The organism is Zwartia vadi (assembly GCF_030410375.1).
GTDB lineage: Bacteria > Pseudomonadota > Gammaproteobacteria > Burkholderiales > Burkholderiaceae_B > Zwartia > Zwartia vadi.
In genome coordinates this window covers 45,113-70,130 of record NZ_JAUHHE010000010.1, presented here as the reverse complement: position 1 = coordinate 70,130, position 25,018 = coordinate 45,113, and the positions used below count along the sequence as shown (strand labels likewise).

The following is a 25,018-nucleotide window of genomic DNA, read 5'->3' as shown; positions in this document are numbered from 1 at the left end:
CAATCAGCTTGTTTTCGACTTGCGAGGATCCAGCACGTCACGGAAACCGTCACCCATCAGGTTGACAGCCAGCACGGTGAGCGACAAGAAAACCGCTGGGAAAAAGATGATGTAAGGCAAGATCTGGAAGAGCGTACGACCGTCAGCCATAATGTTGCCCCACGAAGGAATGATCGGGGGAACGCCCGCACCGATAAACGACAGGATCGACTCAGTGATCATCGCCGATGCGCAGATGTATGTTGCCTGTACAGTCAAAGGCGCCAGTGTATTGGGCAGAATATGACGCCAGATCAGCATCGGCATGCGACAACCGCAAGAAATCGCGGCATCGACATACGCTTGCTCTCTGAGCGACAACACAACGCCTCGCACCAGACGAGAAACGCGTGGAATCTCTGCGATCGTAATCGCAATCACCACGTTTTCAACGCTTGCACGCGTCAATGCCATCAAAGCAATCGCCAACAGGATTGGGGGAATAGACATCAGACCATCCATCACGCGCATGATGATGGCATCGGCGCGACGGAAAGTACCTGAAATCAAACCAATCAACAGTCCGATAGCCGAAGCCAGAAAGGCCACAGCAAAACCGATCGTGAGCGATACTCGAGCGCCATACATCACGCGCGAATAAATATCTCGACCGAAGGCATCGGTACCGAACCAGTGTTTGGCGGAAGGCTCGAGGTTGCGGTTACGCGGTGCCAACTCGGTCGGATCAACTGTTCCGAGCCAAGGTGCGAACACAGCGATAAACAACATCACGAGCAACAAACCAGCGCCAAAGGCGATCGTGGGATTATTCAGCAGGAAACCAAAGAAGCCCTTGCGTTGGCGACGAGGTTTCAGCAAATCCGGTAATGTGGGGGCAGCAGCAAATTGAGTCATTAGTAACGAATCCTGGGATCAACGATTGTGTAGATCAGATCGACCGCGAGGTTGACCAACACGTAGACAAAGCTGAACACGACGACAAGTCCCTGAATAAGCGGATAGTCGCGGCGCACAATCGCATCGATAGTCAAACGTCCCAAACCGGGAATCGCAAATACACTTTCCGTCACGACAGCTCCACCAATCAGCAAAGCAACACCAATACCGATCACTGTGACCACAGGGACGGCCGCGTTTTTAAGCGCATGGACAAACAAAATACCCGTTTGACTCATGCCCTTGGCTTTTGCTGTGCGAATGTAGTCCTGGGACAACACCTCAAGCATCGTGGCGCGCGTGATGCGCGCGATCAACGCGATGTAAACAAAGCCCAACGCAATCGCAGGCAAGATCAAATGCTCGAACCAAACACCGAACCCCTTGGTGTAGGAAACGTAACCTTGCACAGGAAACCAGTCGAGTTCAAGAGAGAAGAAAAAGCTTAAGAGATAACCGACAACAAAAACGGGCACGGAAAATCCGACCACAGAAATTGCCATCACAGCGCGATCAATCCAAGTGCCGGCTTTCCAGGCGGCCAAGACACCGATCGGTACAGCGATGCCAACAGCCAAAATAAGCGTCAGCACCATCAGCGACAAGGTCGGTTCGATACGCTGACCGATCAGCTCGCTGACTGGAATATTCGTGAACATCGAGACACCAAGATCGCCTCGAAGCAAATTAAAGAACCATTCGGAAAAGCGGACAAGAAATGGTCTGTCCAAACCCAAACCGGCTCTGATTCTTTCGACGTCGGCGGGACTGGCTTGATCGCCAGCAATGACAACAGCCGGATCGCCCGGGGCGATATAGAGCAGGCTAAACACAAACAGGGCCACGATTAGCATGACCGGTATGGTCGCTAATACCCTGCGAACAATATAACTAAACATGGTGATGGAGTTTCCGTGCTACTAGGTTGAATCCGATACAACAGTTGATCAGGTAAGAATGGTGCGCGCACCAAAGGAGTGCGCGCACCAGATTGTGTAACCTGATCGACTCAAACCAGAGTTAGGTTTTCTTCACGCCATTGAACCAGGGCAAGGGGCCACCAACAATACCGGTGACATTCTTGCGCCAAGCTTGATAGGTGTAGAAGAATCCTGTGGGGATGTAAACAACCCCATCCATAGCCGCCTTGTTGATTTTGGCAAAGGCAGCCTTTTCACCTTCGATGCTGGATGAGGCAAACCATTCATCAACCCCTTGCTCGACGGGAGGCACGCTTGGCCACCCAAACCAGGCTTTGTCACCGTTAGCACGCACACCAATGTTACCGGCGATCGTCGCGCAGTCCGCTCCAGCATGCCACGTATGGAACATACCCCAACCACCCTTGCCTGGCTCGTTCTTGGAAGCACGACGCTGACCCACAGTACCCCAGTCGGTGGCCACAAAGTCAACGTTCATGCCCAAACGCTTAAGTACGTCAGCAGTAATTTCACCCTGTGCTTTGGTGATCGCCTGATCCTGTGCAACCAGACAGACGACAGGCTCGCCTTTGTAGCCAGATTCGGCCAACATTTTTTTAGCAAGCTCCATGTTGGGACCATTCTTAAGCACTTCACCGCCATTCTCTGTGTACAAGGTTGTACCTGGAGTAAAAAAGCTGGCAGACTTTTTCCAGAGCTTGGTGTCCGATCCGACCACAGCGCGCATGTAGTCCTCTTGACTAATCGCCATCTGGACTGCGCTACGCACTTTAGGATTATTAAAGGGTGCATGAAGGTGGTTCATACGGAACGAGCCAACGTTACCCAGAGGATCGGCGATATCGACAGAAATGTTGCGATTGCGGCGAAGCAATGGCACCAGATCTGGCAGAGGTGTTTCCCACCAATCCACTTCCCCGCTTTGCAACGCTGCAGAAGCTGTAGCGGGATCAGGCATGATGATCCATTCGATGCGGTCAAAATTGATCTGTTTGCCGCCAGCCATCCAGTTGGAAGGCTCTTTGCGTGAGTTGTAGCCATCGAATCGTTCAAACACGGCCAACGCGCCTGGCTTGAACTCTTTGCGCGAAAACTTCATTGGACCGGAGCCGATGTAATCATCAATCTGTTTGAAAGGATCTGTTTTGGCAAAACGCTCCGGCATGATGAAACAAATCGGCGTACCGACTTTGCCTAACGCGAGCAACATCTTTGGAAAGGGTGCGCCAAGGACCCATTTGAAAGTCGAATCATTGACGACAGTCAATTCCTTCTGGACGGCACGAATCATCAAACCCATCGGGTCGCGTTGCGACCAGCGATTGATACTGGCGACTGCGTCGACTGCGCGAACAGGCTCTCCGTCGTGGAACTTCATGCCAGGACGCAGTTTGAAGGTCCAGGTCAGACCATCGCTAGAGACCTCTTCACTCTCAACCATCTGACGCTGAGGCACCAATTTATCATCCATGCCGTACAGCGTGTCCCAGACCAACTGTGCGCCATTACGCACAACGTACTGTGTGCCCCAAATTGGGTCAAAGTTTGCCAAATTGGACTGCGGCACGAATTTCAGCACTCGCGAGGAGGACTGAGAAAATGCGGGTGCTCCAACCATGCCAGTAGCCGCCAAACTCAAGCCAGCTGCGCCCTTCAGTACATCACGTCGATTTAGTTTCATAAAAGACTCCAGATAATTAGAAACGTGCAACAACTCTGAAAGCAATTACCGTGCCACATTGAGTAATTGGCTTTAGACCAAACTTTGAGACAACAACAAAAACAAATATTCGCTAGGAAACAAATATCGCTAGGAAACAAATAAGAACTTAATGAATAACTGATGAACTTGTACCATAATGGTGCAACTAACAACACTCAAGTAATCCCTCATGAAATGTGATCTCCTCCTCAAGAACGGCATAATCATTGATGGTACGGGTAATCCCCGATATCGGGCGGACGTGTCGATTTGCAACGGTCGAATTAATGCGGTGGGTCCCAACCTCCAAGTCGAGGCGGACACAGTGGTCGATGTGGATGGTTTAACCATCTCCCCGGGATTTATTGATGTGCACACGCATGATGATCGGCTGGTACTGGCCGACCCGTCCATGCAACCCAAGATCAGCCAAGGCGCGACAACCGTGATCACGGGCAATTGCGGCATCAGTCTTGCGCCACTTGGACGCACCAATGCGGTGCCTCCGTTAAATCTGGTTGCTGACGACTCCGCTCAACGCTACGACTCCTTCAAGGAGTATTTCGAAGCGCTGGAGAAAACACCCTCCGCGATCAACGTTGCGTCCCTTGCCGGCCACACCACCCTGCGCGCGGTCACCATGCAGGATTTGAATCGTCCTGCCAACGAGGGAGAAATCGCAAACATGCAAAAACTTGTCCAAGAAGCATTGGATGCCGGTGCAGTGGGCGTCTCTACTGGTCTGTATTACGCGCCTGCACAGGCAGCGACGGCGGACGAGATTCAAGCCGTGTGCGAGCCCTTGAGAGGAACGAATGCTGTCATTGCTTCGCATATTCGCAACGAAGCTGAACAGGTGCTCGAGGCTTTGACGGAAGCTATGTCGATCGCCAACGCACTCGGCGTGCGTCAAGTCATCTCGCATCATAAAGTCAATGGACGTGCCAATCATGGTCGCTCGACTGAAACGCTGGCCCTGATCGATGAGGCCCTGACGCGCAGCGATGTCTGCATGGATTGTTATCCCTACGTCGCTTCGTCGACTGTCTTGCGACAGGACGCAGTCGAGCAAGCCGCGCGCACACTAATCGCTTGGTCTAAAGCAAAGCCTGAAACGGCTGGTCGCTATGTCGATGAATTGTTGAAAGAACAAAGTCTGGGACTGACAGAGTTTCTGGCCACGCTACAACCTGCTGGCGCGATTTATTTCTCGATGGATGAGGATGACGTCGAGCGCATCATGGCTCACCCTGAGACCATGATCGGTTCAGACGGTTTGCCTCACGATACCTTTCCGCACCCACGCCTCTGGGGAGCATTTCCGCGCGTGCTGGGACACTACACTCGCGATCGCAAGCTTTTTTCTCTGGAAACCGCGATCTACAAAATGACGGGAATGCCCGCCGCGAAATTCGGCCTCAAAGATCGTGGCGTGATCGCGCCAGGCTATGCAGCAGATCTAGTCGTGTTCGATCCGCAAGAGGTGCGTGACTGCGCGACCTTTGCCGACCCCAAGCGCCCTGCCGCAGGGATCCAACGGGTATACGTCAATGGCGTTGCTAGCTGGAGAAATGGCGCATCAACCGGCGCGCGCGCCGGTCAGGTTCTGCGTAGGGCAGCAGCCTAAAAAACAGCCCGTGCTCAGCCTGACTGAACACGGGCTTTATGTGTGAATCCGAAAGTTTTTAAAGGCTTAGGTCAGCAAAACTTCTTGTGTCATGCGCTCGCGCAAACGATCCATAAAACCCAGACATTCCTCAAGCTGACTAATCTCAATGAATTCATTTGGCTTGTGGGCGACGGCAATATCGCCAGGCCCCACGACAACGCAGGGCACTCCTGCGCGACTCAGCCAACCCGCATCGGTGGCGAATGAAACGCGACCCAGCATATTGTTGCGCGCGAGACTCGTACCCAGATAGGTGATCGGTGCATTTTCCTCAGTGGCGAGCGGTGCTGAGTTGGAAATCGTCTCAAACGAAATATCCGCCTCAGCAGAGATCCTGCGCATCTCAGCTTTAAGTGACTCAGCATACTCCTGGACCTGACGAATCAGCTCATCTGAATTACCCTGAGGCAAAGTGCGACAATCAAAAATAAACTCGCAATCCTTGGCAACGATATTGGGAGCTGTTCCGCCGTGAATCACGCCTGTCTGCATCGTGCTGTGAGGCGTTTTAAACATGGGATCGAACGGGCCGTCCTTTTGAATTTGTAAGGCCATGTTGCGTATTTTTTCGATCAGTCGCGCTGCATACTCAATCGCACTGACAGCCTCCGGAGCCATCGAAGAATGGGCCTCGAGACCACGCACGCGACAACGCGTGACCCGCATACCCTTGTGTCCCGTCATCACCTGCATGCGAGTAGGCTCACCCACGAAACAACCTGCAGGATGGATGCCTGCTTGGGCGAGATCTTTGATAAGGGTCTGGACTCCGATACAACCAACCTCTTCGTCATAGGTCAAGCCGATATTCAAAGGCTGCTTGAGATTGCTGTTCATAAAAGCCGGCAACATGGCCAGTGATGCCGCGATGTAGCCTTTCATATCCACCGCACCACGGCCGTAAATCTTGCCATCGGAGATATGCGCTTTAAAAGGATCCGTATCCCACGCTTGGCCGTCAACCGGGACGACATCGGTGTGGCCGCAGAGGACAATCCCTCTTCCTTTAGGGTCGCCCAAGGTTGCAAAGAGGTTTGCTTTACGCTTATCCGCGTCATAGGACAGACGAACCGCCAGTCCGAGGGACTGTAAATGATCGCGCACGTACTCAATCAAACCAAGGTTGGATTCCCGACTGGTGGTGTCGAAACCCACGAGTGTTTCAAGTAGGCTAATCGTTTTCTGGACGGTAGGTGAATAAGTCATAGTATGCTCGGTTGCGATGCCATGGGGCGAATGAATTGCCAACAAAGGTTTTTTATACCACTCTCTGAGTGAACTTCATCATACTGCTATGCACAATTCAACAAAAAAAGCGGTTAGATCGTCTATCCTAGAAAAGATTAACTAATAACTTTGAGTCAGGTTCACAATGAAAGCCCAGATTTTGCAAGGCGATGGCGTCGCGCTCTATACAAACCCCGTTGCAAGCGCTGCCGATGACGATTACGGACAATTCAGAGCGACCATTCTTCACAAACTAGGTTTTGATGCCGCCGAAAAAGAAATCTCCGGATGGCCAGGCTATGCAAGCACTGCTCTGCACGCTTTGCCAATGCTCGCCAAAAAGCTCGGCATTTCTGCGCTTTATTACAAAGACGAAAGTACACGATTTGGTTTAAAGAGCTTTAAAGCTCTTGGTGGTGCTTACGCAGTATTTCGCCTGATCCAAAAAAACATTGCCGCCCAACATGATGGTCATCTGGCATCTCCAGAGGAAATCTTGTCCGGTAAATATGCAAACATCATTTCAAAGATGACCGTGACCTGCGCCACTGACGGCAATCATGGCCGTTCAGTCGCGTGGGGTGCTCAGCTGTTTGGCTGTCGTTGTGTCATCTACATCCACGCAACTGTGAGCGAAGGTCGTCGTGCAGCGATTGCTTTTTATGGCGCTGAAGTCATTCGCGTAAAAGGCAATTACGATGACTCGGTTCACCATGCTGCGCAACAAGCCGCTGAAAACGGATGGACGGTCGTTTCGGATACGACGTACGAAGGTTATCGCGATATTCCGATTGACGTCATGCACGGCTATGGCGTGATGTCACGGGAAATTGTGAACGCATTGCGCGATCATCCTCCGACTCATGTCTTAGTGCAAGCAGGTGTCGGAGCGCTCGCCGCCTCTGTCTGTGCGACTTTCTGGCAAGCATGGGGAGCCAAGCGCCCGCAGTTTGTCATCATTGAACCTGAACGCGCGGACTGCTTCTTTCAAAGTGGTCAGGCCGGTCACCCGGTTGTCGTCACGGGTGATCTCGACACCGTCATGGCTGGACTGGCCTGTGGCGAGGTCTCTCCCGTCGCTTGGGATATTTTGAAAAACGGTATTAATTGCTACGCCACGATTGCAGACAAGTTCGCACTTGAAGGCATGCGTGTGTTCGCTAATCCAATTGGAAATGATCCGAAAATCGTCTCTGGAGAGACAGGAAGCACAGGCTTGGGATTATTGATGGCAACCCAGGACAATCCAACGCTCAGGCATGCGCTTGGCTTAGATGGCAACTCGCGTGTCTTGCTTATTGGTAGCGAAGGCGATACGGATCCCGTTATCTATAAAGAAGTGGTCGGCAAGACTGCGCAAGAAGTATTAGCCTAATCAGTGGGTGACCTCATGCGTATAAACGGCCAACGCCTGTTAAGCCAAATTCAAAGACTTGCTGACATCGGTCGTACCGAAAGCAATGCCTGTTGTCGCCTCGCTTTAACAGATGAAGACAAGCTAGGCAGAGATCTAGTGATAGGCTGGATGAAAGAGCTCGATATGTCGATTGCAGTCGATCCTATCGGTAACATTTTTGGCATTCGCGCAGGTATGCGTCCAGAGCTCGCTCCCATCATGACGGGCTCACATATCGACACTGTACGAACTGGCGGAGCCTACGATGGCAACTACGGCGTACTGGCTGGCCTCGAGGTGATTGCAACACTGAATGATGCGAAGCTGAGCACTGAACGATCAATTGTTGTCGGTATTTTTACCAACGAAGAAGGAGCACGCTTTGCGCCCGATATGCTGGGTTCCTTGGTTTACGTTGGTGGTATGCCCTTGGATGAAGCATTGGCTCTCAAAGCAATTGATGGCGCAATCTTGGGCGACGAACTCAAGCGCATTGGCTACAACGGCACCGCTCCGCTCGGTATACATAAACCCAAGGCTTTTGTAGAGCTGCATATCGAGCAAGGTCCACTCCTGGATGCGGATGGTATCAAAATCGGTGCCGTTGAAAATCTGCAAGGCATTTCCTGGCAGGAACTCACTATCGTCGGTCAATCGAACCATGCAGGCACCACTCCGATGCGCCTGCGTCATGATGCAGGCTACGCAGCAAGTGCCGTCTCAACCTTTGTCCGTGAACTCACTCGCAAAATGGGTGGCAATCAAGTCGGTACTGTCGGCCATGTCGTCTTGAGCCCGAACCTTATCAATGTCATCGCCGCGCGTGCCACGCTCACAGTTGACTTGCGCAATACTGATGAGAGCCGGTTGCAGCAGGCCGAGCAAGCACTCAAGGACTTCCTGAAGTCACTCTCTGACTCGGAGGGTGTCACCATCACTTCAAGACGTCTCGCACGCTTTGAGCCTGTGGTGTTTGATCCCGCACTCACTGATCGAATTGCTCATCACGCAGAGTCCTTGGGGCTGTCCCATCAGCGCATGACCTCAGGTGCCGGGCATGATGCGCAGATGCTCGCGCGGATTTGCCCGACTTCAATGATTTTTGTACCAAGTGTGCGTGGCATCAGCCACAATCCTGCCGAGCATACAGAACCTGACGATTTAATCGCAGGTGCCAATGTACTGCTCGCCATCATGACCGAACTTGCCATCCAGGAGTCAAACACATGACCCGTATCGTCACCGTCGGCGCTGCTCAGCTCGGCCCGATCCAACGCGCGCATACCCGTAAAGAAGTCGTACAGCGTCTCATTACGCTACTAGAACAAGGCGCACGCCACGGTTGCGATTTGGTTGTTTTTCCAGAGCTTGCGCTCACGACATTTTTTCCGCGCTGGTTCATGGAATCCCAAGCCGAGCTGGATACCTATTTTGAAGCACAGATGCCCGGTCCCGAGACCCAAACACTTTTCGATGCCGCAAAAAAACTAAAAGTGGGTTTTTATCTTGGTTACGCGGAACTCACAGAAGAACAGGGTCGCACACGTCGTTTCAACACTTCAATTTTGGTCGATCAATCAGGCAACATCATTGGCAAATACCGCAAAATCCATTTGCCTGGTCACGCCGAGCACGAGCCCTGGAGACAGTTTCAACATCTAGAAAAGCGCTACTTTGAAACCGGCAACCTTGGTTTTCCTGTATTTCGTGCCTTTGGCGGGATAATCGGCATGGCGATCTGCAACGACCGCCGCTGGCCGGAGACTTATCGTGTAATGGGTCTTCAAGGTGTTGAAATGATTTTGATTGGTTACAACACACCTGTACACAATCCTCCCGCACCCGAACACGATAACCTTTCGCATTTCCACAACGAACTCGTTATGCAGGCAGGTGCCTACCAGAACGGCTCATGGATTGTAGGCGTCGCGAAAGGTGGGCGTGAAGAAGGCGTCGATCAAATTGGGAACTCCATCATTGTTGCCCCCTCTGGTGAGATTGTTGGCGCATGCAGCACTCTCGGCGATGAGTTGGCAATTGCTCGCTGCGATCTGGACCTGACTCTTTCTTATAAAAACTCGGTCTTTAACTTCGCCAAGCACAGAGAGCCACACGCCTACGGCATGATCGTCGAGCGTAAGGGTGCAATCATCGAGGTGTAGTGTTTCAATGTTCAAAACCGGTGCGCTGCGCCACCGAAACTTTCGGATGCTCTGGATCGCCACGCTGCTGTCGTCGACAGCGCGTTGGGCAGATCTCGTCGTGGTTGGTTGGCTGACGCTCGAATTAACCGACTCGCCTTTAATGGTTGGTATTGTCACGGGCTGCAAAATGGCGGGCTATTTGCTTGCTCCCATGATGGGGGTCTTGGCCGATCGCATGGATCGACGCAAGCTACTGATTGCGGCCTCAATGGTGAGTGGTAGCGTCACGCTCATCATGCTGGTGTTGTTGCTCACAGACAACTTGAATGTCGGTCATCTGATTGTTCTGTCACTTATCAGCAGCCTCACATGGGCGCTTGACCATCCAACACGCCAAGCCTTTATTCCAGATCTTGTCGGCAAAGACGATCTGACCAATGCCGTCGCGTTGAACGCGGTCGCTACCGAAATGACAGTCGTGATTGGGCCAGCCTTTGGAGGGTTGTTAATTCCTGCTGCAGGCATGACTGGTGCATATGCTCTGATTGCTCTGATTTACTTGCTGGATCTTACTGCGCTCGTGCGTCTGAAAAATGACAAACACCCTATCGAACAAGCCCCTCCCCGCAAGCACGAACCACCACTTAAAAGTTTGGTTGCAGGCTTTCATTACGCATGGAGTCATCAAACTGTTTTTGTTTTACTCCTGATTGCATTCATGCTCAATTTTTTTGTCGCGCCCTATCGATATTCCTTTCTACCGCTATTTTCTCGCTATGTCCTGGATGCAGGACCCACCGGCTACGGCATGCTGACCGCAACGGCAGGTCTTGGCGCACTAACGGCAGGACTACTGGTCGTTTCACTTGGCAACTTTAAACGACGGGGTTTGTTTGTGGTGATCGGCGGTTTACTCTGGCCGGCCACTCTATTTATGTTTGCCTTCTCCCAGTCCTATTACATATCGCTGGGTATCATATTTTTCTCAGGCCTGGCGCAAGCCATCACCTGGACCCTGATCGCAACGCTCATTCTGAGCAACACCGCCCCTGAAATGAGGGGACGCGTGATGGGGCTTCGCACCGGTGTTGTCATTAGTCTTCCGTTTGGTAATTTATTCGCCGGAGCTGTTGCCGAGAGTGTTGGCGTACAAATCGCGCTTGCTGCATACGGTGTCTGCGCGGCGACATTGATGCTGTTGATCATCTTCAGGGTCCCGGCTCTGAGCAAATTGAAATAATGCTTTATCCATAACAATTGTTATGATTTGCCGTCCCACAGCTACATACAGTAGTTATCAGTATTCTTATTCTTTTATCAAATCATCATTTCTAAGGTAAAAAAATGAAGTCATATTGGATGCAAACAGTTGGCAATCAGACCGTTCTAGAGATGAGAGACATCGAACGCCCCGTGCCTGGCCCCACACAAGTACTCGTGAAACTGCACGCAGCAAGCTTGAATCGTGGTGAATTCGTGGTTGGACATGGACTGCACAAAGGTGGCCAGGCAAGTGCTATCGGCATGGAGGGTGCGGGCGTGGTCGAAGCGCTTGGTGCCGAGGTCAAGAGCCTTAAAGTGGGCGATAAAGTCATGGGACGCTGCCGTGGTGCGTTCGCTGAATATGCCACCATGGATGAAGTAGAAGCCTTGCCGATTCCAGCAACACTCAGCTATGAGCAGGCCGCAAGCGTACCGCTGACGTTTCTCGTTGTTCACGACATGCTGTCATTGCAAGGCAAACTCCAGCCTAATGAGTGGCTTCTGATTCACGGTGTGTCATCTGGCGTTGGCGTGGCAGCGCTGCAAACCGCAAAAGCGATGGGCGCAAAGGTCATTGGCACCTCCGGATCTCCAGAAAAACTTGCGCGACTAAAAGAGTATGGTCTCGATGTTCCCCTGTGCCTGCGCGGCTCGGGTTTCGAGGAAACAGTCATGAAAGTCACTGAGGGTAAAGGCGCGAACCTAGTGGTCGATACAGTCGGTGGCTCTGTATTTGCTGAAAGCATTCGCTGCATGGCCTTTGAGGGGCGTTTCGCAATGGTCGGCTATGTAGACGGCGTACTGTCTGCCGAGCTCGACTTGCTCGCTTTGCACTCCAAGCGTTTACGTCTTTTTGGAGTATCCAACAAACTTCGCACGCCTGCTCAGCGCGTAGAGTTTTTACCTGAATTCAAAGCTGAAGTGATTCCAGCCATCGCAGATGGCCGGATCAAGCCGCTCGTCGATCAATCTTTTGCCTTTGAACAACTCGAGCAAGCAAAAGAAATGATGGAAACAAACAAGCATGTCGGCAAAATTGTGCTGCGCATGCCTGTTTGATAGATGTGAATGGGCTAGATGCCTGAATTTCTGCTGGGTAGACTTTATTCCAGCACAATATTTGCATCCTTGATCACCTTGGCCCACGCGGCAGTATCGTCGGCCATCCGTTTGACAAAGTCAGCGGGTGTGCCGCCCACAGCATCAATCCCCATCCCAGCAAGCTGCGCGCGAATCTTTGGGTTGTTCACTGCGGTGTTGAAGGCAGCACTGAGCTTTTCAACAATCGGTGCTGGCAAACCTGCAGGTCCAAGCACTCCAAACCAGGTTAAGGAAACGAAACCTGGCAGCTGTTCAGAAATTGCTGGCAATTCAGGCACCAGTGGCGAGCGCTCGGCCGATGAAACACCTAACGCGCGAACTTTACCGTCACGCACCTGCGGGTAGCCTGAAGAGAAACTATCAAAAATCACGTCCAGACGGCCTGCCACCAAATCAGGCATCGCCAGAGCGGTTCCTTTGTATGGAACATGCGTCATTTTCGCACCAGATAGAGCTTGGAAACGTTCACCGGATAAATGGGGAATACCGCCGATACCGGCAGAACCAAAATTCAGTTTGCCAGGGTTTGCTTTTGCGAGTGCAATAAACTCAGCAACGTTTTTCGCTGGTGAGTTTAAAGGGACGATCATGATCGAGGGCGAGTGCACAAGGTAAATGATCGGAGTAAAACTTTTAACCGGATTGTAAGGTGTCTTGGGATTCAGCAGCGGACCGATCACGTGCGTGCTGTTTGTGGTCATGAGCAAGGTGTAACCATCAGGCTCGGCCTTGCTAGCAAGATCCGCACCAATCATGCCTGCAGCGCCCGCACGATTTTCAATGACAATCGGTTGACCCAATAGCTGAGAAACTTCTTGTACAAAGACTCGTGCCACGTTGTCCGTTCCACCCGCAGCAGGGAAAGGCACAATCAGTTTGATCGGGCGATTTGGATAGCCCTGAGAGCTCTGGGCGAAAGATGCCGTGGACAGCGTAGCCAGCGCTGTAAAAAGACAGATAAAAATTTTTTTCATGAGTATCTCTGTGCGTTGAGTATTATTTAGAAAGACTGCAGGATAATGAAAAGCAGCGTACAGTCATCAAAAGCTAATATTTCATTTCAGCAATTTGGATACCGATTCAGTTATGCACACTGCCAAGATCGCGCAATTCACTCAAACTCGCGCTCAATCACCCTCCCCTATTCTGACACGTCAAACCATTCTCAACAATCCAGGCTTTGGAAAATACTATTCCGACCACATGGTTGCGATCGACTGGGATATACACCGAGGGTGGTACGACCAAAGAGTGGTGCCCTATGCCCCCCTCGTACTCGACCCAGCCTCGCTCGTCTTGCATTATGCTCAAGCAGTTTTCGAGGGGCTCAAGGCCTACCGCCACCCGGACGGCTCAATTTGGACTTTCAGACCCGAAATCAATGCGCAACGCCTGATCAATAGCGCTGAACGCTTGGGCCTGCCCGAACTACCCAAAGAACTGTTCGTGCAATCGCTTAAAGAGCTTATTCAGATGGATCATGACTGGGTACCGAGCGCACCTGAAAGTAGTCTCTACTTGCGGCCGTTCATGATGGCGAACGAGAGCTTTCTTGGCGTCAAAGGAGCCGACAAGGTTGCCTACTATGTGATCGGCAGTCCTGCCGGCCCCTACTTTGCAAGCGGTGTCAGTCCGGTGCCGATTTGGGTGTCGACCCAACGCACCCGTGCAGCCCGTGGCGGTACCGGCTATGCCAAATGCGCCGGCAATTACGGCGGATCACTCGCTCCTTTGAACGAAGCTCGCCGTAACGGTTGTCCTCAAGTGTTGTTTCTCGACTCAGAGCATGGAGAGTTTTTAGAAGAACTTGGCGGGATGAATATTTTTATCGTTCAAAAAAATGGAACACTCATCACACCAGCACTCTCTGACAGCATCTTGCCTGGCGTCACAAGAGCGAGCGTCATCGAGCTTGCTCGCGCAGGCGGCCATCACGTTGAAGAAAGGCCAATTAGCATCAATAAGGTCCGTGACGGACTGTCCTCAGGACAAATCACAGAAATCTTTGCGTGCGGCACTGCTGCACTCATTTTTCCAATCAGCACATTAAAAAGCGGTAATTTTTCATACGACGTTCAAAACCAAACAGCCGGTCCCATCACGCTCGGGTTGCGCAAACAACTTACGGATATTCAATACGGCTTGGTTCCCGATACCAGAGAATGGATGGAAAGATTGCTCTAAGGTGGATGAGAAATGCTTAACTTCTAAGGAGCTGACATGAAACTAAAATACTCACGTTATATTTTTGCTCTCGTGTGGTTCCTCGGAGTATTTCTTTCACCACTTGTTCAAGCGCAGCCAAGCAATTGCAACTTTATTAGAAATCCTGACGAGCAAGCTTATTGCCGCGCGATCAACGGCGGTGGGTCAGGACAGTGCGGCTTTATCCGTGATAATGATCTTCAAGCCCGTTGCCGTGCGGAAACAGGTGGCGGATCTGGTCAGTGCGGCTTCATCCGAAACCCCGACATGCAAGCCGCATGTCGGGCAAGCACTCAAAAAAAGAGTAGTTCATCAAGCGGCCCATCAGGACAGTGTGGCTTTATTCGGGATCCTGACAGGCAAGCCTATTGCCGAGCCACGACAGGCGGGGGTCGCGGTCAATGCGGTTTTATTCGCAACAGTGATCTACAAGCAATGTGCCGCGCCGAGACAGGAGGCGGCTCAGGCCAGTGCGGCTTTATTCGGGATCCCGACATGCAAGCTGCATGCCGGGCTAAAACAAGATAGTCTTAAAAGAGCTTTTCAGCGATGACGATCCACATCGCCATCGAGAAAATAGCGACGATATTGCTCGCCAAAATTTGACCTGGGATTTTGTCCTGGGCGACCCCAAACTGCGCGCAAAATAGTGCGCCCATTGTCGCTGCAGGACATGCAGCAATGATAATCGCTCCTTTAGCCAAAACAGGATCGAGTTTGAACAGCAGCACCAACATCAAAACGAGTGCCGGCATCGCGAAGTTTTTCACAATGACCACGACAATCACCTCGAGATCGATTCGCGGCGCTAAAGCGGACAATAAAATTCCAAGCGTAAACAATGCGACCCCTCCCGATGCATTGCCTAACAGCTTTAAAGACTCTTCTGCCAGAGCAGGCAGCTTGACTCCAAATAAAACAAGGAACAAACCAATCAGCGGTGCCCATACGATCGGTTGACGGATCGTATTGAGAATAATGGAAAACACACCTGGGGACTGTGCGTCATTTCGCGAATTGCGTAACATCGCCATGACCACAGGAACGATGACGATGCTGCTGATAATATTGCCCACAATCACAGGCAGCATACCTTGCTGACCCAACACAGTCAGCACGACTGGCACTCCGAAATAAGCCATGTCAGGAAAGCCGCTGTTGCTGGCAAACAAAGCAGCCTCTCCCGATTCTTTTTTCCAAATGAATCGCGCAAGAAAAAGCGCGGCAAAGAAAGGAATGGTCAGACCAATCAGCAGAGTTAAAACATAATCAATATTTTCAAACTGAGTCGGACTGAAACCAAAGGCGGAAACAAACAAAATACAAGGCAGCGCAAAGTTCACAACCAGCGTGGACAAGCTTTTCGCCCCCTCCGCACCAATCAATTTACTTCGACCAGCAAGACATCCGAGCAACACGACAAACGCTACAGGGATCAATGCACTTAAGACTAGATTAATCATTTAATTCCTATCTCACATTTTTATAAAAAATGGGTCAACGTCCATAAAACTGTTTGACCGTATCCCAAGCGACTTGCTGCAGCTGCAGTCTTGTTTTGGGGTCGACCTCTCCAAACGCATCAAAGGTATTACCCACGGGAGATTTACCATACAAGGCTGCGTAAACAGTGGCAGCAGCTAAATAGGTTCCTTCTCTAGAAGGATGGCTTCCGTCGTAAGCTTTGTGCAGCTTGAGAGTTGGATCGCGTTGATAGGCTAAATCGAATGCCAATCCAACGGGTATGACGAGCGCATTCAAATCATTGCCGAGCTTGACGTAAAAATCACGATTCTTTTGAACGTTTTCAGGCGCAGCTTGCTTGTGGGGAGGGACGTAGGAATGCGGCATATACAGCGCTACTTTCCCGCCCCGCTCGGCAATCAAGGCAGCCGCTTGCGTTGCCGCCTTGATATGAGTTTCACCTTGTTTAGGTTGAATTGCCGCAGCGCTGTGCCCTTGCAAAACGACCAACTCGAAAGGCTCCTGGACACCAATCTGCCCGGGCTTGGTTAACCAATCAATGTTGTGATGATCGAGACTTGCACCACCAATCGTTGCTGACTTGTATTGCAATGACTTCGAAATTTCAGGATTGTCCGCCACAACGAGATTACGTAAAACGTTGTGCAAACTATCTCCGTAATACAGGTAACTGTTGCCGATTAAGAGTACGCGCTTCGGCGTATCCACCTGAGGAGTTTTGACTGTCGGCTCTAATGCCCAAACGGCTGAAGCAAATGTGAAAGCATATAAAACGGCCAGACACTTGCTGATGGAATGAATATTTGATTTCATTTTTTACCTGTCAATGTCTGGCCGAGGACACGATTTTCTTAATTAAGCTTGATACCTGACTCTTTGATAATACGTCCCCAATTCGCATAGTCTTTTGTGACAAAAGCAGCGAACTGGGCTGACGTGCCACCGCCAGGGTCGACACCACCAGCCTTCATCCTTGCGATGACATCAGGTGACGCCAGCACTCGATTAAGCTCTTTGTTCAAAATCGCAATCGTGGCGGGAGGTGTACCTGCTGGAGCAAACAGACCCGTCCAGATACTGAAGTCCATACCTTTCGCTACAGTCTCATCGAGAGTTTTAACATCAGGAAACTCCGATGATCGCTTGGCGGAAGACACTGCGACAGCGACTAGCTTGCCACTTTTGGCGTGTGGTGCAAGTGACGCAAGCGTGCCGATGTAAATATCAACTTGACCCCCCATTACATCAATAATGGCCGGACCCGCGCCTTTGTAGGGCACTTGTAAAAGGTTAATATCAGCCCGCTTTTTAAAATCTTCGCCAATGATGTGTCCAAGGGTACCCAGTCCTGCCGTTCCCCATCGCAAGCCCTCTTTGGATTTACCCTTGGTCACAAGGTCCTGAGGTGTTTTGATTCCGGATGAAGGTGAGGTCCCAATACCCGCAGGTGTCACGGAGACCTGGATAACGGGCGCGAAACTCTTGACGCTGTCATATGTCAGGTTGTTATAGAGCCAAGGTCCCAGCATCATGTTGTCAGTCTGGCCCATTACGAGTGTGTAGCCGTCTGCAGGAGCTTTGGATGCGAATTCAATCGCCAGATTTCCCCCTGCGCCGGGCTTGTTTTCAACAATCACTTGCCAGCCCGTTAGCTCGGCCAATTTCGTACCCACAATACGCGATACAAAATCTGTACCACCTCCGGGAGGAAACGGTACGAGAATTTTGATTGGCTTATCGGGAAATTTTTGTGCTGAAGCAACGAGTGGCAATGCTGATAAAGAAAGCGCCACCACCATAGCCGATTGAATCAATCGATTCATCACTTTCATTGTCTTCTCCGTATTTTTTTATAGTCTCACTTGCACTGACTGAAACAGTAAGTTTTTTTCAGTGCAAGTGTCTGCGTTCCACAGTAGGTCAGCGATCAGGAGATGTCAAGTCTTAGAATAGTCCGTATACATCCAGACTATTTCAATGTTGCGCCTGACACGCGAATGATTTCCGCCCAACGATCTGATTCTTTATCGATAAAAATTTTGAATTGTTCTGGACTGTTTGAAACAGGCACCAATCCGAGACCTTTGAAGCGCGTCTGAACTTCTTCGGAATTAAGAGCCTTAATCAAAGCACCATTGAGTTTATTAACAATGTCAGGAGGTGTTCCGGCAGCTACGACAACACCATACCAATTATTGATGTCGTAATCTTTTACACCTGCTTGCGAGATGGTTGGTACATCAGGAAAAAGCGGATAGCGTTCTTTGCTGAGAATAGCTAACGGTCGAATGCGTCCTGACTGAATGTGCCCAATACTCGCAGGAATCGTCATGAACTGCATCTGGGTGCGTCCAGCGACCAAGTCTGCGAGCGCAGGCGCCCCACCTTTGTATGGGACGTGGGTAATTTTTGTACCCGTCCGCATTTTAAAAAGCTCGCCAGCAAGGTGATCCGCGCCACCATTTCCCGATGAACCGAAAAATAATTTATCGGGATTGGCTTTTGCGTAAGTGATCAACTCCTCAACTGTTGTCACAGGCACGGAGGGGTGCACTCCTAGAATTTGAGGTGCTTGAGCAAGTAGCGTGACAGGTGCGAAATCCTGTTTGGGCTTAAAGGGAAGTGAGTCGTATAGGGATGGATTAATGGCCATCGGGCCGGTGTATGCCAAGAGCATCGTGTAGCCATCTGGAGCCGACTTGGCAACTGAATCCGTACCAATATTTCCACCGGCACCTGCCTTATTTTCTACGATAACAGGCTGCCCTAATATGGACGTGAGCTCTTTTGAAATCAGCCGTGCAGTCGTATCCGTGGCACCACCCGCGGCATAAGGCACAACGAATTTGATTGGCTTATTAGGAAATACCTCAGCAGCCTGTGTCGCATCAGGACTTGATAAAAGAACAGCTCCAAGAAAAGCGATAGAAGTCATCTTGACAAAACTTCTACCCATTTGCTTCAAATACATATCAATGTGTCTCATGTCTCACCCTTTTTAAAATTTCAAAATCGCTTCTCCGAGCGACGCCTTCATACTAGCAATTAGTCTGACTTAGCTGTTACATTTATTTGGTTTTGTGATGTTCGACCCAAATAACAAGTTCTTTTATACGGTGGAAATGCAATGACGAACAGATTTTTTATCGCCTCGCTCGCTTTATTTGCAGCATGTTTAGCACCCGTCCAATCTCAGAACGCCCCGGCGCAAAACTGGCCAACTCAACCGATTAGGATTATCGTGCCTTTCCCCGGCGGAGCCAGTACGCTCGATGCGGTCGTACGCTTACTCGGCACAGAGGTCAATCGAGACTTGGCCACACCCGTCATTATTGAAAACAAGCCCGGTGCAGGAACGGTGATTGGTGTTGACGCCGTGGCGAAAGCGACCGATCGACACACCTTTGGTGGTGTCGCAAACAGCTTTACGGTTAATCAGACACTTGTCAAAGCACTCCCTTACAAAACCCTCGATGACCTGGCACCGGTCATTTTGCTCGCCAGAACAGCTAACGTACTGGCAATCAAACCAAGCCTCGGTATCAATAATCTCCAGGAACTGATCGCTTACGCAAAGAAAAATCCAGGAAAACTTTCCTATGGCTCCTTTGGCAATGGCACCACACCGCATTTCGCCGGTGAAATGCTCAAATCCATGGCAGGCATCGATATGGTTCATGTCCCATACAAGGCGCAAGGACCTGCGTTAACAGACCTGCTTGCTGGCAATATTGATTTGATGTTTGGAAACCTGCCTGATTTCATGCCCCACATCCGTAGCGGGAAAATCAAGGCGCTTGGCACAACTTATTTAACGCGTGCGCCCCTCGCACCCGAAATCCCCACGATCGCCGAGCAAGGATTACCGACCTTCGAGACTGACTCCTGGTATGGAATCATCGCTCCAGTCTCAACGCCTAAAATCGCGATCGATAAAATGAATGCCTCCTTGAACAAGGCGCTCCAAGATCCAGCCGTCAAGCGCAATCTAGCCGAACGCGGCATTGAAATTATCGGTGGAACACCCGATGCGTTTGGTAAACACTTGCGTGAAGAGGTAGCCAAATACGCCGGGATCGTTAAATCTTCAAATATGAAGGTTGATTAAGTTTTAAGAGGAAAACTTGCCCAGTCGTTATTTTTGCTGGGCAAGCGCAAGGACTCAGATTTATTTATATGTCAATTAGATTATCATCTCAAAATTGGCATATAGATAAAATCAGGAGTCAAAATGCCTCATGTCCTCCGACGCTTACTTATTGCGCTAGTAATATTCAACTCGCTCTCACTAGGCATGATGGCGAGTGCATATGCTCAAGTCAGCACTTGCCATGCACTGGCAGCTTTACCATCCGATCCCAATCGCAAAGCGGCTGGGGTGCCTTACGACCGAATCAATGCTCAGCAAGCGATTGCCGCCTGTATTGCGGCTGTTCGCGCTGAACCACAAAATGGTCAATTATGGTTTCAGCTTGGTCGCGCGCTAGAAAAAGGTAATCGACTCGATGATGCGATTACGAGCTACCGCGAAGGAATTAAATTCAATCACCCCGGTGCGCTGAATAATCTGGGCGAGCTGTATCGCGATGGCAAAGGCGTCGCCCGCAATCTCCCTCTTGCCGAAACCTACTTCTCACTTTCCGCTGCTCAGAACTTTCCTGAAGGTGTCGCGAACCTCAATCAGCTCAAACAAAGGACGGCTTCAGCCCGCGGCGCCAATCCACCTGCCAGTGCCCCACCTGGAATTGCAGCGATCGATGGCGTTTGGTACAGCAGTCAATGGAAGTATGGTTACGAGCTCAAAAACGGCATAGGTATTGCGACCCAAAGTAACAGTCCAAACTTTGCGCCTGGCGACCGAATCATAGAACTTACCTACGTTGCACCAGGAGAATATGTCGGCAAACAAATATATCGCGATGGTAAATTTTATCGAGTGATTGCTTCACTTCGCCCCGATGGTCGACTCTTCTTTCAAGGCGATAAAAACGTAACGTGGACCATGGATAGGATTCAGATGCCTGCCACTTCCGCAGCGCCTGTGGCACCTATCACGTCTCCACCATCAGCAGCACCGCAGGTAGGACCCGAACCGGTTCGCGCACCAGAGCCACCACCTCCCCCACCACCGCCTCCACCACGCACTGAGCCTTACACACTTGCTGAAGCGCTTGAGGCTCTTAAGCGGCAAGACTATAAAACAGCCGCTACGGCATACAAAGAGCTTGTTGAAAAAGGCGATGCCGATGCTCAGGTCGGACTCGGTATGCTGTACATGACGGGACAAGGCGTTGAAAAAGACATCAACCGGGCAATCGAGTGGTTCAGGCTGGCTGCAGCACAAGGTAATCGCTTTGCTCAAAATAAACTTGGTGAGCAATACAAGATTGGCGAGGGTGTCGAGCGTGATTATGCGCAAGCCTATAAATGGTTCAAGCTATCGGCCGACCAAGGCTTTGCCACTGCGCAATCAAATATGGGACAGCTCTACCAGTTTGGTCTGGGCGTCACTGCCGATGAAGACGAGGCGCTGAAATGGTTCAAACTCGCGGCTGATCAGGGAAATTCACTGGCTAAAAGCAGCCTAGCTGCAATCAACAAAGTGCGTGCTGATAAAGCCGAAAAAGAGCGGCAAGAAAAACTACGCAAGCAACGCGAAACCAATCAACAGATCTTAAGTATGTAACTCAAGGAAAACAAAATGAGCGCCTTAGTAAAAATTGAAGAAACCTATCTAAAACTATTCAAAATCGTCTTGCTATTGATTCTGACGCTTGCTTTGTTGGCTGCAATTGTGACGGTGATAAAAGGGCTTGTAGACTTCAGCGCCAAACCTGAACCCGTTGCTCCAGCGCAGACTGCACCAGAACCTAAAGTGGACGTCGATGCATTCATCAAGGCTCTTGAAAAGCGTGATGAGCCACCTGCCCCGACACCCGCCGCACCAGCTCCACAAGCGCCTCGTGCACATCCGATGGATGAGCTCGCAGCAGCACATCTTGCTAAGGCATGGGGCTATTACGACGCATATCAAAAGGCTTGCAATGTGCCAAACAAAATCGAACAAGACGGATTTATGACCTCCGATTTTCCTCGAAATTCTTTTCGTAACTGGTTTCGTAAATTCGGGCCAAACTTTGCAGAGTCACAGGATAAGTTCATCAGCACTGTGCTTGCCAATCCAAGCGTGATCAAAATCTGTATTGACAAGCAAGGTCGAGGCGGTGTTTTCAGTGGTGCGTTGAATTGGCACGTGGAAGAATGGGCGGACGCTGTTGAGGCCGCCGCCAAATTTAACCGCGAAGAACAAAACCGTGTCGTTCGCCAAGAGAGGGCCGCAGAAGAACGCGCCATGGCAACAAGAATGGAAGGGGTGCAAATGTTGTGGGGCGCGCTGATTTCGTTCGGCGTTTTTATGTCGCTCGCGTTACTATTGATTTTTTCCAAGATAGAAACAAATTTGCGCGGCGTCAGACTCACACCCTCAAAGGAATAATTTCATTTGCTTAACAAACTGTTCGGCGCACTGACTGGATTGTGCTTGATGTTCAGCAGTGCGGTTGCTGCTCAGACAACTATGCCGGATGAATTTGTTTATCTAGACGAATGGATTCCCGCACTCAAAATCGACCTGCGTTACTCCTCAAAAAATAACTTCATTGGCGCACCGGTCGATGGCTATGCGGATGCGAGGGCAGTGTTGACACGACCTGCCACGCTCGCACTTGCAAAGGTTCAACAAGATCTGGATCGGCAGGGTTATGGCTTGTTGATATTTGATACCTATCGCCCTAAAAGAGCGGTCGAGCATTTTATGCGGTGGATGGCCGATCCGAACGATCAATTAGCCAAAGCCACTTTTTATCCTGCATTGGATAAAAAAGATCTTCGTGCGCTAGGCTATATCAGTGGCAGATCGGGGCACAGCCGTGGCAGCACAGTTGACCTGACGCTATTTGCAAAAAACGCTCCTGATGGTGAGCTTGATATGGGTTCAGTCTTTGATTTTTTTGGACCTGAATCAGGTGCCGAACATCCCTCGCTGACACCAACCCAAGTTAAAAATCGACAGCGACTGCGCGAGGTAATGGTCAAACATGGTTTTACGCCCTACTCCAAAGAGTGGTGGCACTTTAGTTTTAAAAACGAGCCCTTTCCCAATCAGTATTTCGACTTTTTATCAAACAATCCTGCTCGGTTAGTCGATCGCTTAGGTAGCTTCCAATTAGTCATCGCGACAGCTCCCGACTGGAAGTCCAAGAAAGCCATTCTTTCAACATACGAACGTATGGGTGGAAAGTGGGTTAAAAAAATGGATGGTGTTCCAGTTATCCTGGGTAAAAGTGGCAGCGCCTGGGGTCGCGGCCTACACCCAGAACCCATGGGTGTCCTCAAGCGTGAAGGTGACGGCAAAGCGCCCGCCGGAATCTTTGATTTTGGTTTGGCATTTGGATACGCTGCCACAGCTCAGACAAAGATGCCCTATCAGGGTATGGAGTCATCAAACTACTGCATCGATGTAATAGGTTCTCCCCTCTACAACACCATAGTCGACACTCGTAAAGTTGGACTTGAGGCGATCAAAGGCAGCACCGAGCCGATGCGCCTGGATCTGACCAACAAAGGCGACCAGCAATATGTCAAAGGCTTGGTGATTCAGCAAAACCCTAAAAACGAATCGGGACTTGGTAGCTGCGTATTCATGCATGTCTGGAGCCAGCCCAATGGGATGACTCTTGGCTGCACAGCAATGGATGCCCACAAGCTTGACCAGATCATGTCTTGGCTAGACCCTGACAAACGTCCGCTTTACGTATTACTACCCCGGGCCGAATACCAAAAATATCAAGCTGCTTGGGGATTACCGGAACAAATGGACTAATCCGAGGAGCCGTATTAAATTATCTAAAAACACAGGAGACAATGTATGACTTCACGACGCAACTTCTCTCGGATGGTTCTATGGGCGGGCATCGCAGGTACTATTTTTACCGGGATGACAACCTCTAACTTGGTCCATGCACAAGACTACCCGACCCGACCCATTACTCTTCTCGTTGGTTTCTCTGCAGGCGGTCCGACTGACAGCGCGGCCAGAGCAGTTGCCGAACAAATGAGTAAGCAACTCGGCCAGCCTGTCATCATCTCTAACAAGCCCGGCGTGGGTGGATTAATCGCTGCAAGAGAAATGATGGCCGCCAAGCCTGATGGATACACCCTATATTTAGCCTCCAACTCTTTTTTCTGTCATGGGCCGGCTCGCTACGAGTCTGTGAGCTATGACTATGACAAGGATTTCACTCCAGTAGGTGGCGTTGCGGGCTATCCACACGTCCTGATTGTCTCTGCTAATAGCAAATTCAACAGCGCGAAAGAGCTTTTTGCCTTTGCTCAAGCCAATCCCGGAAAAATAAACTCCGCGAGTGTGGGCTTTGGTAATGAAATCGCGCTGGCCTGGATGAGTAGTTTAGGAAAAATGGACATCACACCCATCCCCTACAAAGGCGCAGCAGGAGTGATCAATGATTTGAGCGCAGGTCGACTGGATATGGCGTTGGTTGCCCCTTCACTCGCGTTTCCGCTGGCGGACAGTAATAAAGTGAAAATCTTAGCCACGACTCGCAAAACGCCTATTACGGATCAGCGCAAACTCACTGACTTGAGTGAGGCGGGTTTGAACGGGTTCGACTTTTACGTCTGGAACGGCATCATGGCGCCGGCTGGCACACCAAAACCAATTTTACAAAAGCTGGGCGCTGCACTGGAAAAATCGCTGCAGCAACCTTCCTTGCAACGTCAGTTTGAGACTGCATTTTTAAATGCGGAGCCGATGAATAGTCAACAACTGACGCAAGCTGTCCATACTGAATTGGCGACCTCAAAGAAAGTACTGAAAGATGCCAATATTCCTTTGCTCAAACAGCAGCAATAAGGCTGGAGATTATGGAT

Annotated in this window: 22 protein-coding genes; 13 read left to right on the top strand and 9 right to left on the bottom strand. The window is 50.6% G+C overall.

The window, feature by feature from the left end; all coding sequences use genetic code 11:
• Nucleotides 1–3: 3 nt before the first annotated feature.
• The 3 genes from QWY27_RS10055 to QWY27_RS10045 all read right to left on the bottom strand — a co-directional run bounded on the left by QWY27_RS10055 (nt 4) and on the right by QWY27_RS10045 (nt 3,558).
• Nucleotides 4–894 (bottom strand): ABC transporter permease, encoded by an 891-nt coding sequence (locus QWY27_RS10055; protein ID WP_290197277.1) that lies wholly within the window; start codon nt 892–894, stop codon nt 4–6.
• Nucleotides 894–1,835, bottom strand: coding sequence for an ABC transporter permease (locus tag QWY27_RS10050; protein ID WP_290197275.1), 942 nt, complete (start codon nt 1,833–1,835; stop codon nt 894–896). The genes QWY27_RS10055 and QWY27_RS10050 overlap by 1 nt, the downstream gene beginning before the upstream one ends.
• Nucleotides 1,836–1,956: 121 nt before the next feature.
• Complete coding sequence (locus tag QWY27_RS10045; protein WP_290197273.1) at nt 1,957–3,558, bottom strand: ABC transporter substrate-binding protein; 1,602 nt, start codon at nt 3,556–3,558, stop codon at nt 1,957–1,959.
• Nucleotides 3,559–3,769: 211 nt separating this feature from the next.
• Here QWY27_RS10045 and QWY27_RS10040 point away from each other — a divergent pair, with 211 nt between their 5' ends.
• Nucleotides 3,770–5,206 carry an N-acyl-D-amino-acid deacylase family protein gene (locus tag QWY27_RS10040; RefSeq protein ID WP_290197272.1) on the top strand — a complete coding sequence of 479 codons (1,437 nt, stop codon included), beginning with the start codon at nt 3,770–3,772 and terminating at the stop codon, nt 5,204–5,206.
• Nucleotides 5,207–5,272: 66 nt separating this feature from the next.
• Here the strand turns inward: QWY27_RS10040 and argE are convergent, their stop codons facing one another.
• Nucleotides 5,273–6,454, bottom strand: coding sequence for an acetylornithine deacetylase (argE, locus tag QWY27_RS10035; RefSeq protein WP_290197270.1), 1,182 nt, complete (start codon nt 6,452–6,454; stop codon nt 5,273–5,275).
• Between the two features lie 166 nt (nt 6,455–6,620).
• Between argE and QWY27_RS10030 the strand changes: the two genes are divergently transcribed.
• From QWY27_RS10030 to QWY27_RS10010, 5 genes are all read left to right on the top strand, one after another.
• On the top strand, nt 6,621–7,850 hold the full coding sequence (locus QWY27_RS10030) for a diaminopropionate ammonia-lyase (RefSeq protein WP_290197268.1): 1,230 nt from the start codon (nt 6,621–6,623) through the stop codon (nt 7,848–7,850).
• A 15-nt stretch (nt 7,851–7,865) separates the two neighbouring features.
• Entirely contained in the window at nt 7,866–9,101 is a 1,236-nt protein-coding gene (locus QWY27_RS10025) for a Zn-dependent hydrolase (protein WP_290197266.1), read from the top strand.
• Complete coding sequence (locus QWY27_RS10020) at nt 9,098–10,033, top strand: N-carbamoyl-D-amino-acid hydrolase (protein WP_290197264.1); 936 nt, start codon at nt 9,098–9,100, stop codon at nt 10,031–10,033. The genes QWY27_RS10025 and QWY27_RS10020 overlap by 4 nt, the downstream gene beginning before the upstream one ends.
• Nucleotides 10,034–10,040: 7 nt before the next feature.
• Nucleotides 10,041–11,255: an MFS transporter gene (locus QWY27_RS10015; RefSeq protein WP_290197248.1), complete on the top strand. Its 1,215-nt coding sequence runs from the start codon at nt 10,041–10,043 to the stop codon at nt 11,253–11,255.
• Nucleotides 11,256–11,359: 104 nt separating this feature from the next.
• A complete protein-coding gene (locus QWY27_RS10010) occupies nt 11,360–12,337 on the top strand; it encodes a quinone oxidoreductase family protein (protein WP_290197246.1) in 978 nt (325 codons plus the stop codon).
• A gap of 44 nt (nt 12,338–12,381) precedes the next feature.
• On the opposite strand, the gene QWY27_RS10005 is transcribed toward QWY27_RS10010, so the two are convergent.
• Entirely contained in the window at nt 12,382–13,353 is a 972-nt protein-coding gene (locus QWY27_RS10005) for a Bug family tripartite tricarboxylate transporter substrate binding protein (RefSeq protein ID WP_290197244.1), read from the bottom strand.
• A gap of 112 nt (nt 13,354–13,465) precedes the next feature.
• Between QWY27_RS10005 and QWY27_RS10000 the strand changes: the two genes are divergently transcribed.
• A complete protein-coding gene (locus tag QWY27_RS10000; protein WP_290197242.1) occupies nt 13,466–14,563 on the top strand; it encodes a branched-chain amino acid aminotransferase in 1,098 nt (365 codons plus the stop codon).
• A 36-nt stretch (nt 14,564–14,599) separates the two neighbouring features.
• The gene (locus QWY27_RS09995; RefSeq protein WP_290197240.1) at nt 14,600–15,112 is read left to right on the top strand and encodes a hypothetical protein; all 513 of its coding nucleotides are present in this window, start codon (nt 14,600–14,602) and stop codon (nt 15,110–15,112) included.
• Nucleotides 15,113–15,114: 2 nt separating this feature from the next.
• On the opposite strand, the gene QWY27_RS09990 is transcribed toward QWY27_RS09995, so the two are convergent.
• The 4 genes from QWY27_RS09990 to QWY27_RS09975 form a co-directional block, all read right to left on the bottom strand.
• Nucleotides 15,115–16,047: an AEC family transporter gene (locus QWY27_RS09990; protein WP_290197238.1), complete on the bottom strand. Its 933-nt coding sequence runs from the start codon at nt 16,045–16,047 to the stop codon at nt 15,115–15,117.
• Between the two features lie 34 nt (nt 16,048–16,081).
• On the bottom strand, nt 16,082–16,882 hold the full coding sequence (locus tag QWY27_RS09985) for a hypothetical protein (RefSeq protein ID WP_290197236.1): 801 nt from the start codon (nt 16,880–16,882) through the stop codon (nt 16,082–16,084).
• A 38-nt stretch (nt 16,883–16,920) separates the two neighbouring features.
• Entirely contained in the window at nt 16,921–17,901 is a 981-nt protein-coding gene (locus QWY27_RS09980; RefSeq protein ID WP_290197233.1) for a Bug family tripartite tricarboxylate transporter substrate binding protein, read from the bottom strand.
• A 137-nt stretch (nt 17,902–18,038) separates the two neighbouring features.
• Nucleotides 18,039–19,055: a Bug family tripartite tricarboxylate transporter substrate binding protein gene (locus tag QWY27_RS09975; protein WP_290197231.1), complete on the bottom strand. Its 1,017-nt coding sequence runs from the start codon at nt 19,053–19,055 to the stop codon at nt 18,039–18,041.
• A 141-nt stretch (nt 19,056–19,196) separates the two neighbouring features.
• Here QWY27_RS09975 and QWY27_RS09970 point away from each other — a divergent pair, with 141 nt between their 5' ends.
• The 5 genes from QWY27_RS09970 (at nt 19,197) to QWY27_RS09950 (ending at nt 25,001) form a co-directional block, all read left to right on the top strand.
• The gene (locus QWY27_RS09970; protein ID WP_290197229.1) at nt 19,197–20,177 is read left to right on the top strand and encodes a Bug family tripartite tricarboxylate transporter substrate binding protein; all 981 of its coding nucleotides are present in this window, start codon (nt 19,197–19,199) and stop codon (nt 20,175–20,177) included.
• 123 nt (nt 20,178–20,300) lie between these two features.
• On the top strand, nt 20,301–21,755 hold the full coding sequence (locus QWY27_RS09965) for a tetratricopeptide repeat protein (RefSeq protein ID WP_290197227.1): 1,455 nt from the start codon (nt 20,301–20,303) through the stop codon (nt 21,753–21,755).
• A gap of 15 nt (nt 21,756–21,770) precedes the next feature.
• On the top strand, nt 21,771–22,565 hold the full coding sequence (locus QWY27_RS09960; protein ID WP_290197225.1) for a hypothetical protein: 795 nt from the start codon (nt 21,771–21,773) through the stop codon (nt 22,563–22,565).
• Between the two features lie 6 nt (nt 22,566–22,571).
• A complete protein-coding gene (locus QWY27_RS09955; protein WP_290197223.1) occupies nt 22,572–23,951 on the top strand; it encodes a M15 family metallopeptidase in 1,380 nt (459 codons plus the stop codon).
• A 45-nt stretch (nt 23,952–23,996) separates the two neighbouring features.
• Entirely contained in the window at nt 23,997–25,001 is a 1,005-nt protein-coding gene (locus QWY27_RS09950) for a Bug family tripartite tricarboxylate transporter substrate binding protein (protein ID WP_290197221.1), read from the top strand.
• The last annotated feature ends 17 nt before the right edge of the window (nt 25,002–25,018 follow it).

Coding starts and splice junctions, on each gene's coding strand:
- QWY27_RS10020 (WP_290197264.1), top strand. CDS start 9,098: ATGACCCGTATCGTCACCGTCGGCGCTGCTCAGCTCGGCCCGATCCAA.
- QWY27_RS10045 (WP_290197273.1), bottom strand. CDS start 3,558: ATGAAACTAAATCGACGTGATGTACTGAAGGGCGCAGCTGGCTTGAGT.
- QWY27_RS09950 (WP_290197221.1), top strand. CDS start 23,997: ATGACTTCACGACGCAACTTCTCTCGGATGGTTCTATGGGCGGGCATC.
- QWY27_RS09990 (WP_290197238.1), bottom strand. CDS start 16,047: ATGATTAATCTAGTCTTAAGTGCATTGATCCCTGTAGCGTTTGTCGTG.
- QWY27_RS10050 (WP_290197275.1), bottom strand. CDS start 1,835: ATGTTTAGTTATATTGTTCGCAGGGTATTAGCGACCATACCGGTCATG.
- QWY27_RS10005 (WP_290197244.1), bottom strand. CDS start 13,353: ATGAAAAAAATTTTTATCTGTCTTTTTACAGCGCTGGCTACGCTGTCC.
- QWY27_RS09965 (WP_290197227.1), top strand. CDS start 20,301: ATGCCTCATGTCCTCCGACGCTTACTTATTGCGCTAGTAATATTCAAC.
- QWY27_RS09960 (WP_290197225.1), top strand. CDS start 21,771: ATGAGCGCCTTAGTAAAAATTGAAGAAACCTATCTAAAACTATTCAAA.
- QWY27_RS09995 (WP_290197240.1), top strand. CDS start 14,600: ATGAAACTAAAATACTCACGTTATATTTTTGCTCTCGTGTGGTTCCTC.
- QWY27_RS10000 (WP_290197242.1), top strand. CDS start 13,466: ATGCACACTGCCAAGATCGCGCAATTCACTCAAACTCGCGCTCAATCA.
- QWY27_RS10025 (WP_290197266.1), top strand. CDS start 7,866: ATGCGTATAAACGGCCAACGCCTGTTAAGCCAAATTCAAAGACTTGCT.
- QWY27_RS10030 (WP_290197268.1), top strand. CDS start 6,621: ATGAAAGCCCAGATTTTGCAAGGCGATGGCGTCGCGCTCTATACAAAC.
- QWY27_RS09970 (WP_290197229.1), top strand. CDS start 19,197: ATGACGAACAGATTTTTTATCGCCTCGCTCGCTTTATTTGCAGCATGT.
- QWY27_RS10040 (WP_290197272.1), top strand. CDS start 3,770: ATGAAATGTGATCTCCTCCTCAAGAACGGCATAATCATTGATGGTACG.
- QWY27_RS09975 (WP_290197231.1), bottom strand. CDS start 19,055: ATGAGACACATTGATATGTATTTGAAGCAAATGGGTAGAAGTTTTGTC.
- argE (WP_290197270.1), bottom strand. CDS start 6,454: ATGACTTATTCACCTACCGTCCAGAAAACGATTAGCCTACTTGAAACA.
- QWY27_RS10055 (WP_290197277.1), bottom strand. CDS start 894: ATGACTCAATTTGCTGCTGCCCCCACATTACCGGATTTGCTGAAACCT.
- QWY27_RS10010 (WP_290197246.1), top strand. CDS start 11,360: ATGAAGTCATATTGGATGCAAACAGTTGGCAATCAGACCGTTCTAGAG.
- QWY27_RS10015 (WP_290197248.1), top strand. CDS start 10,041: ATGTTCAAAACCGGTGCGCTGCGCCACCGAAACTTTCGGATGCTCTGG.
- QWY27_RS09980 (WP_290197233.1), bottom strand. CDS start 17,901: ATGAAAGTGATGAATCGATTGATTCAATCGGCTATGGTGGTGGCGCTT.
- QWY27_RS09985 (WP_290197236.1), bottom strand. CDS start 16,882: ATGAAATCAAATATTCATTCCATCAGCAAGTGTCTGGCCGTTTTATAT.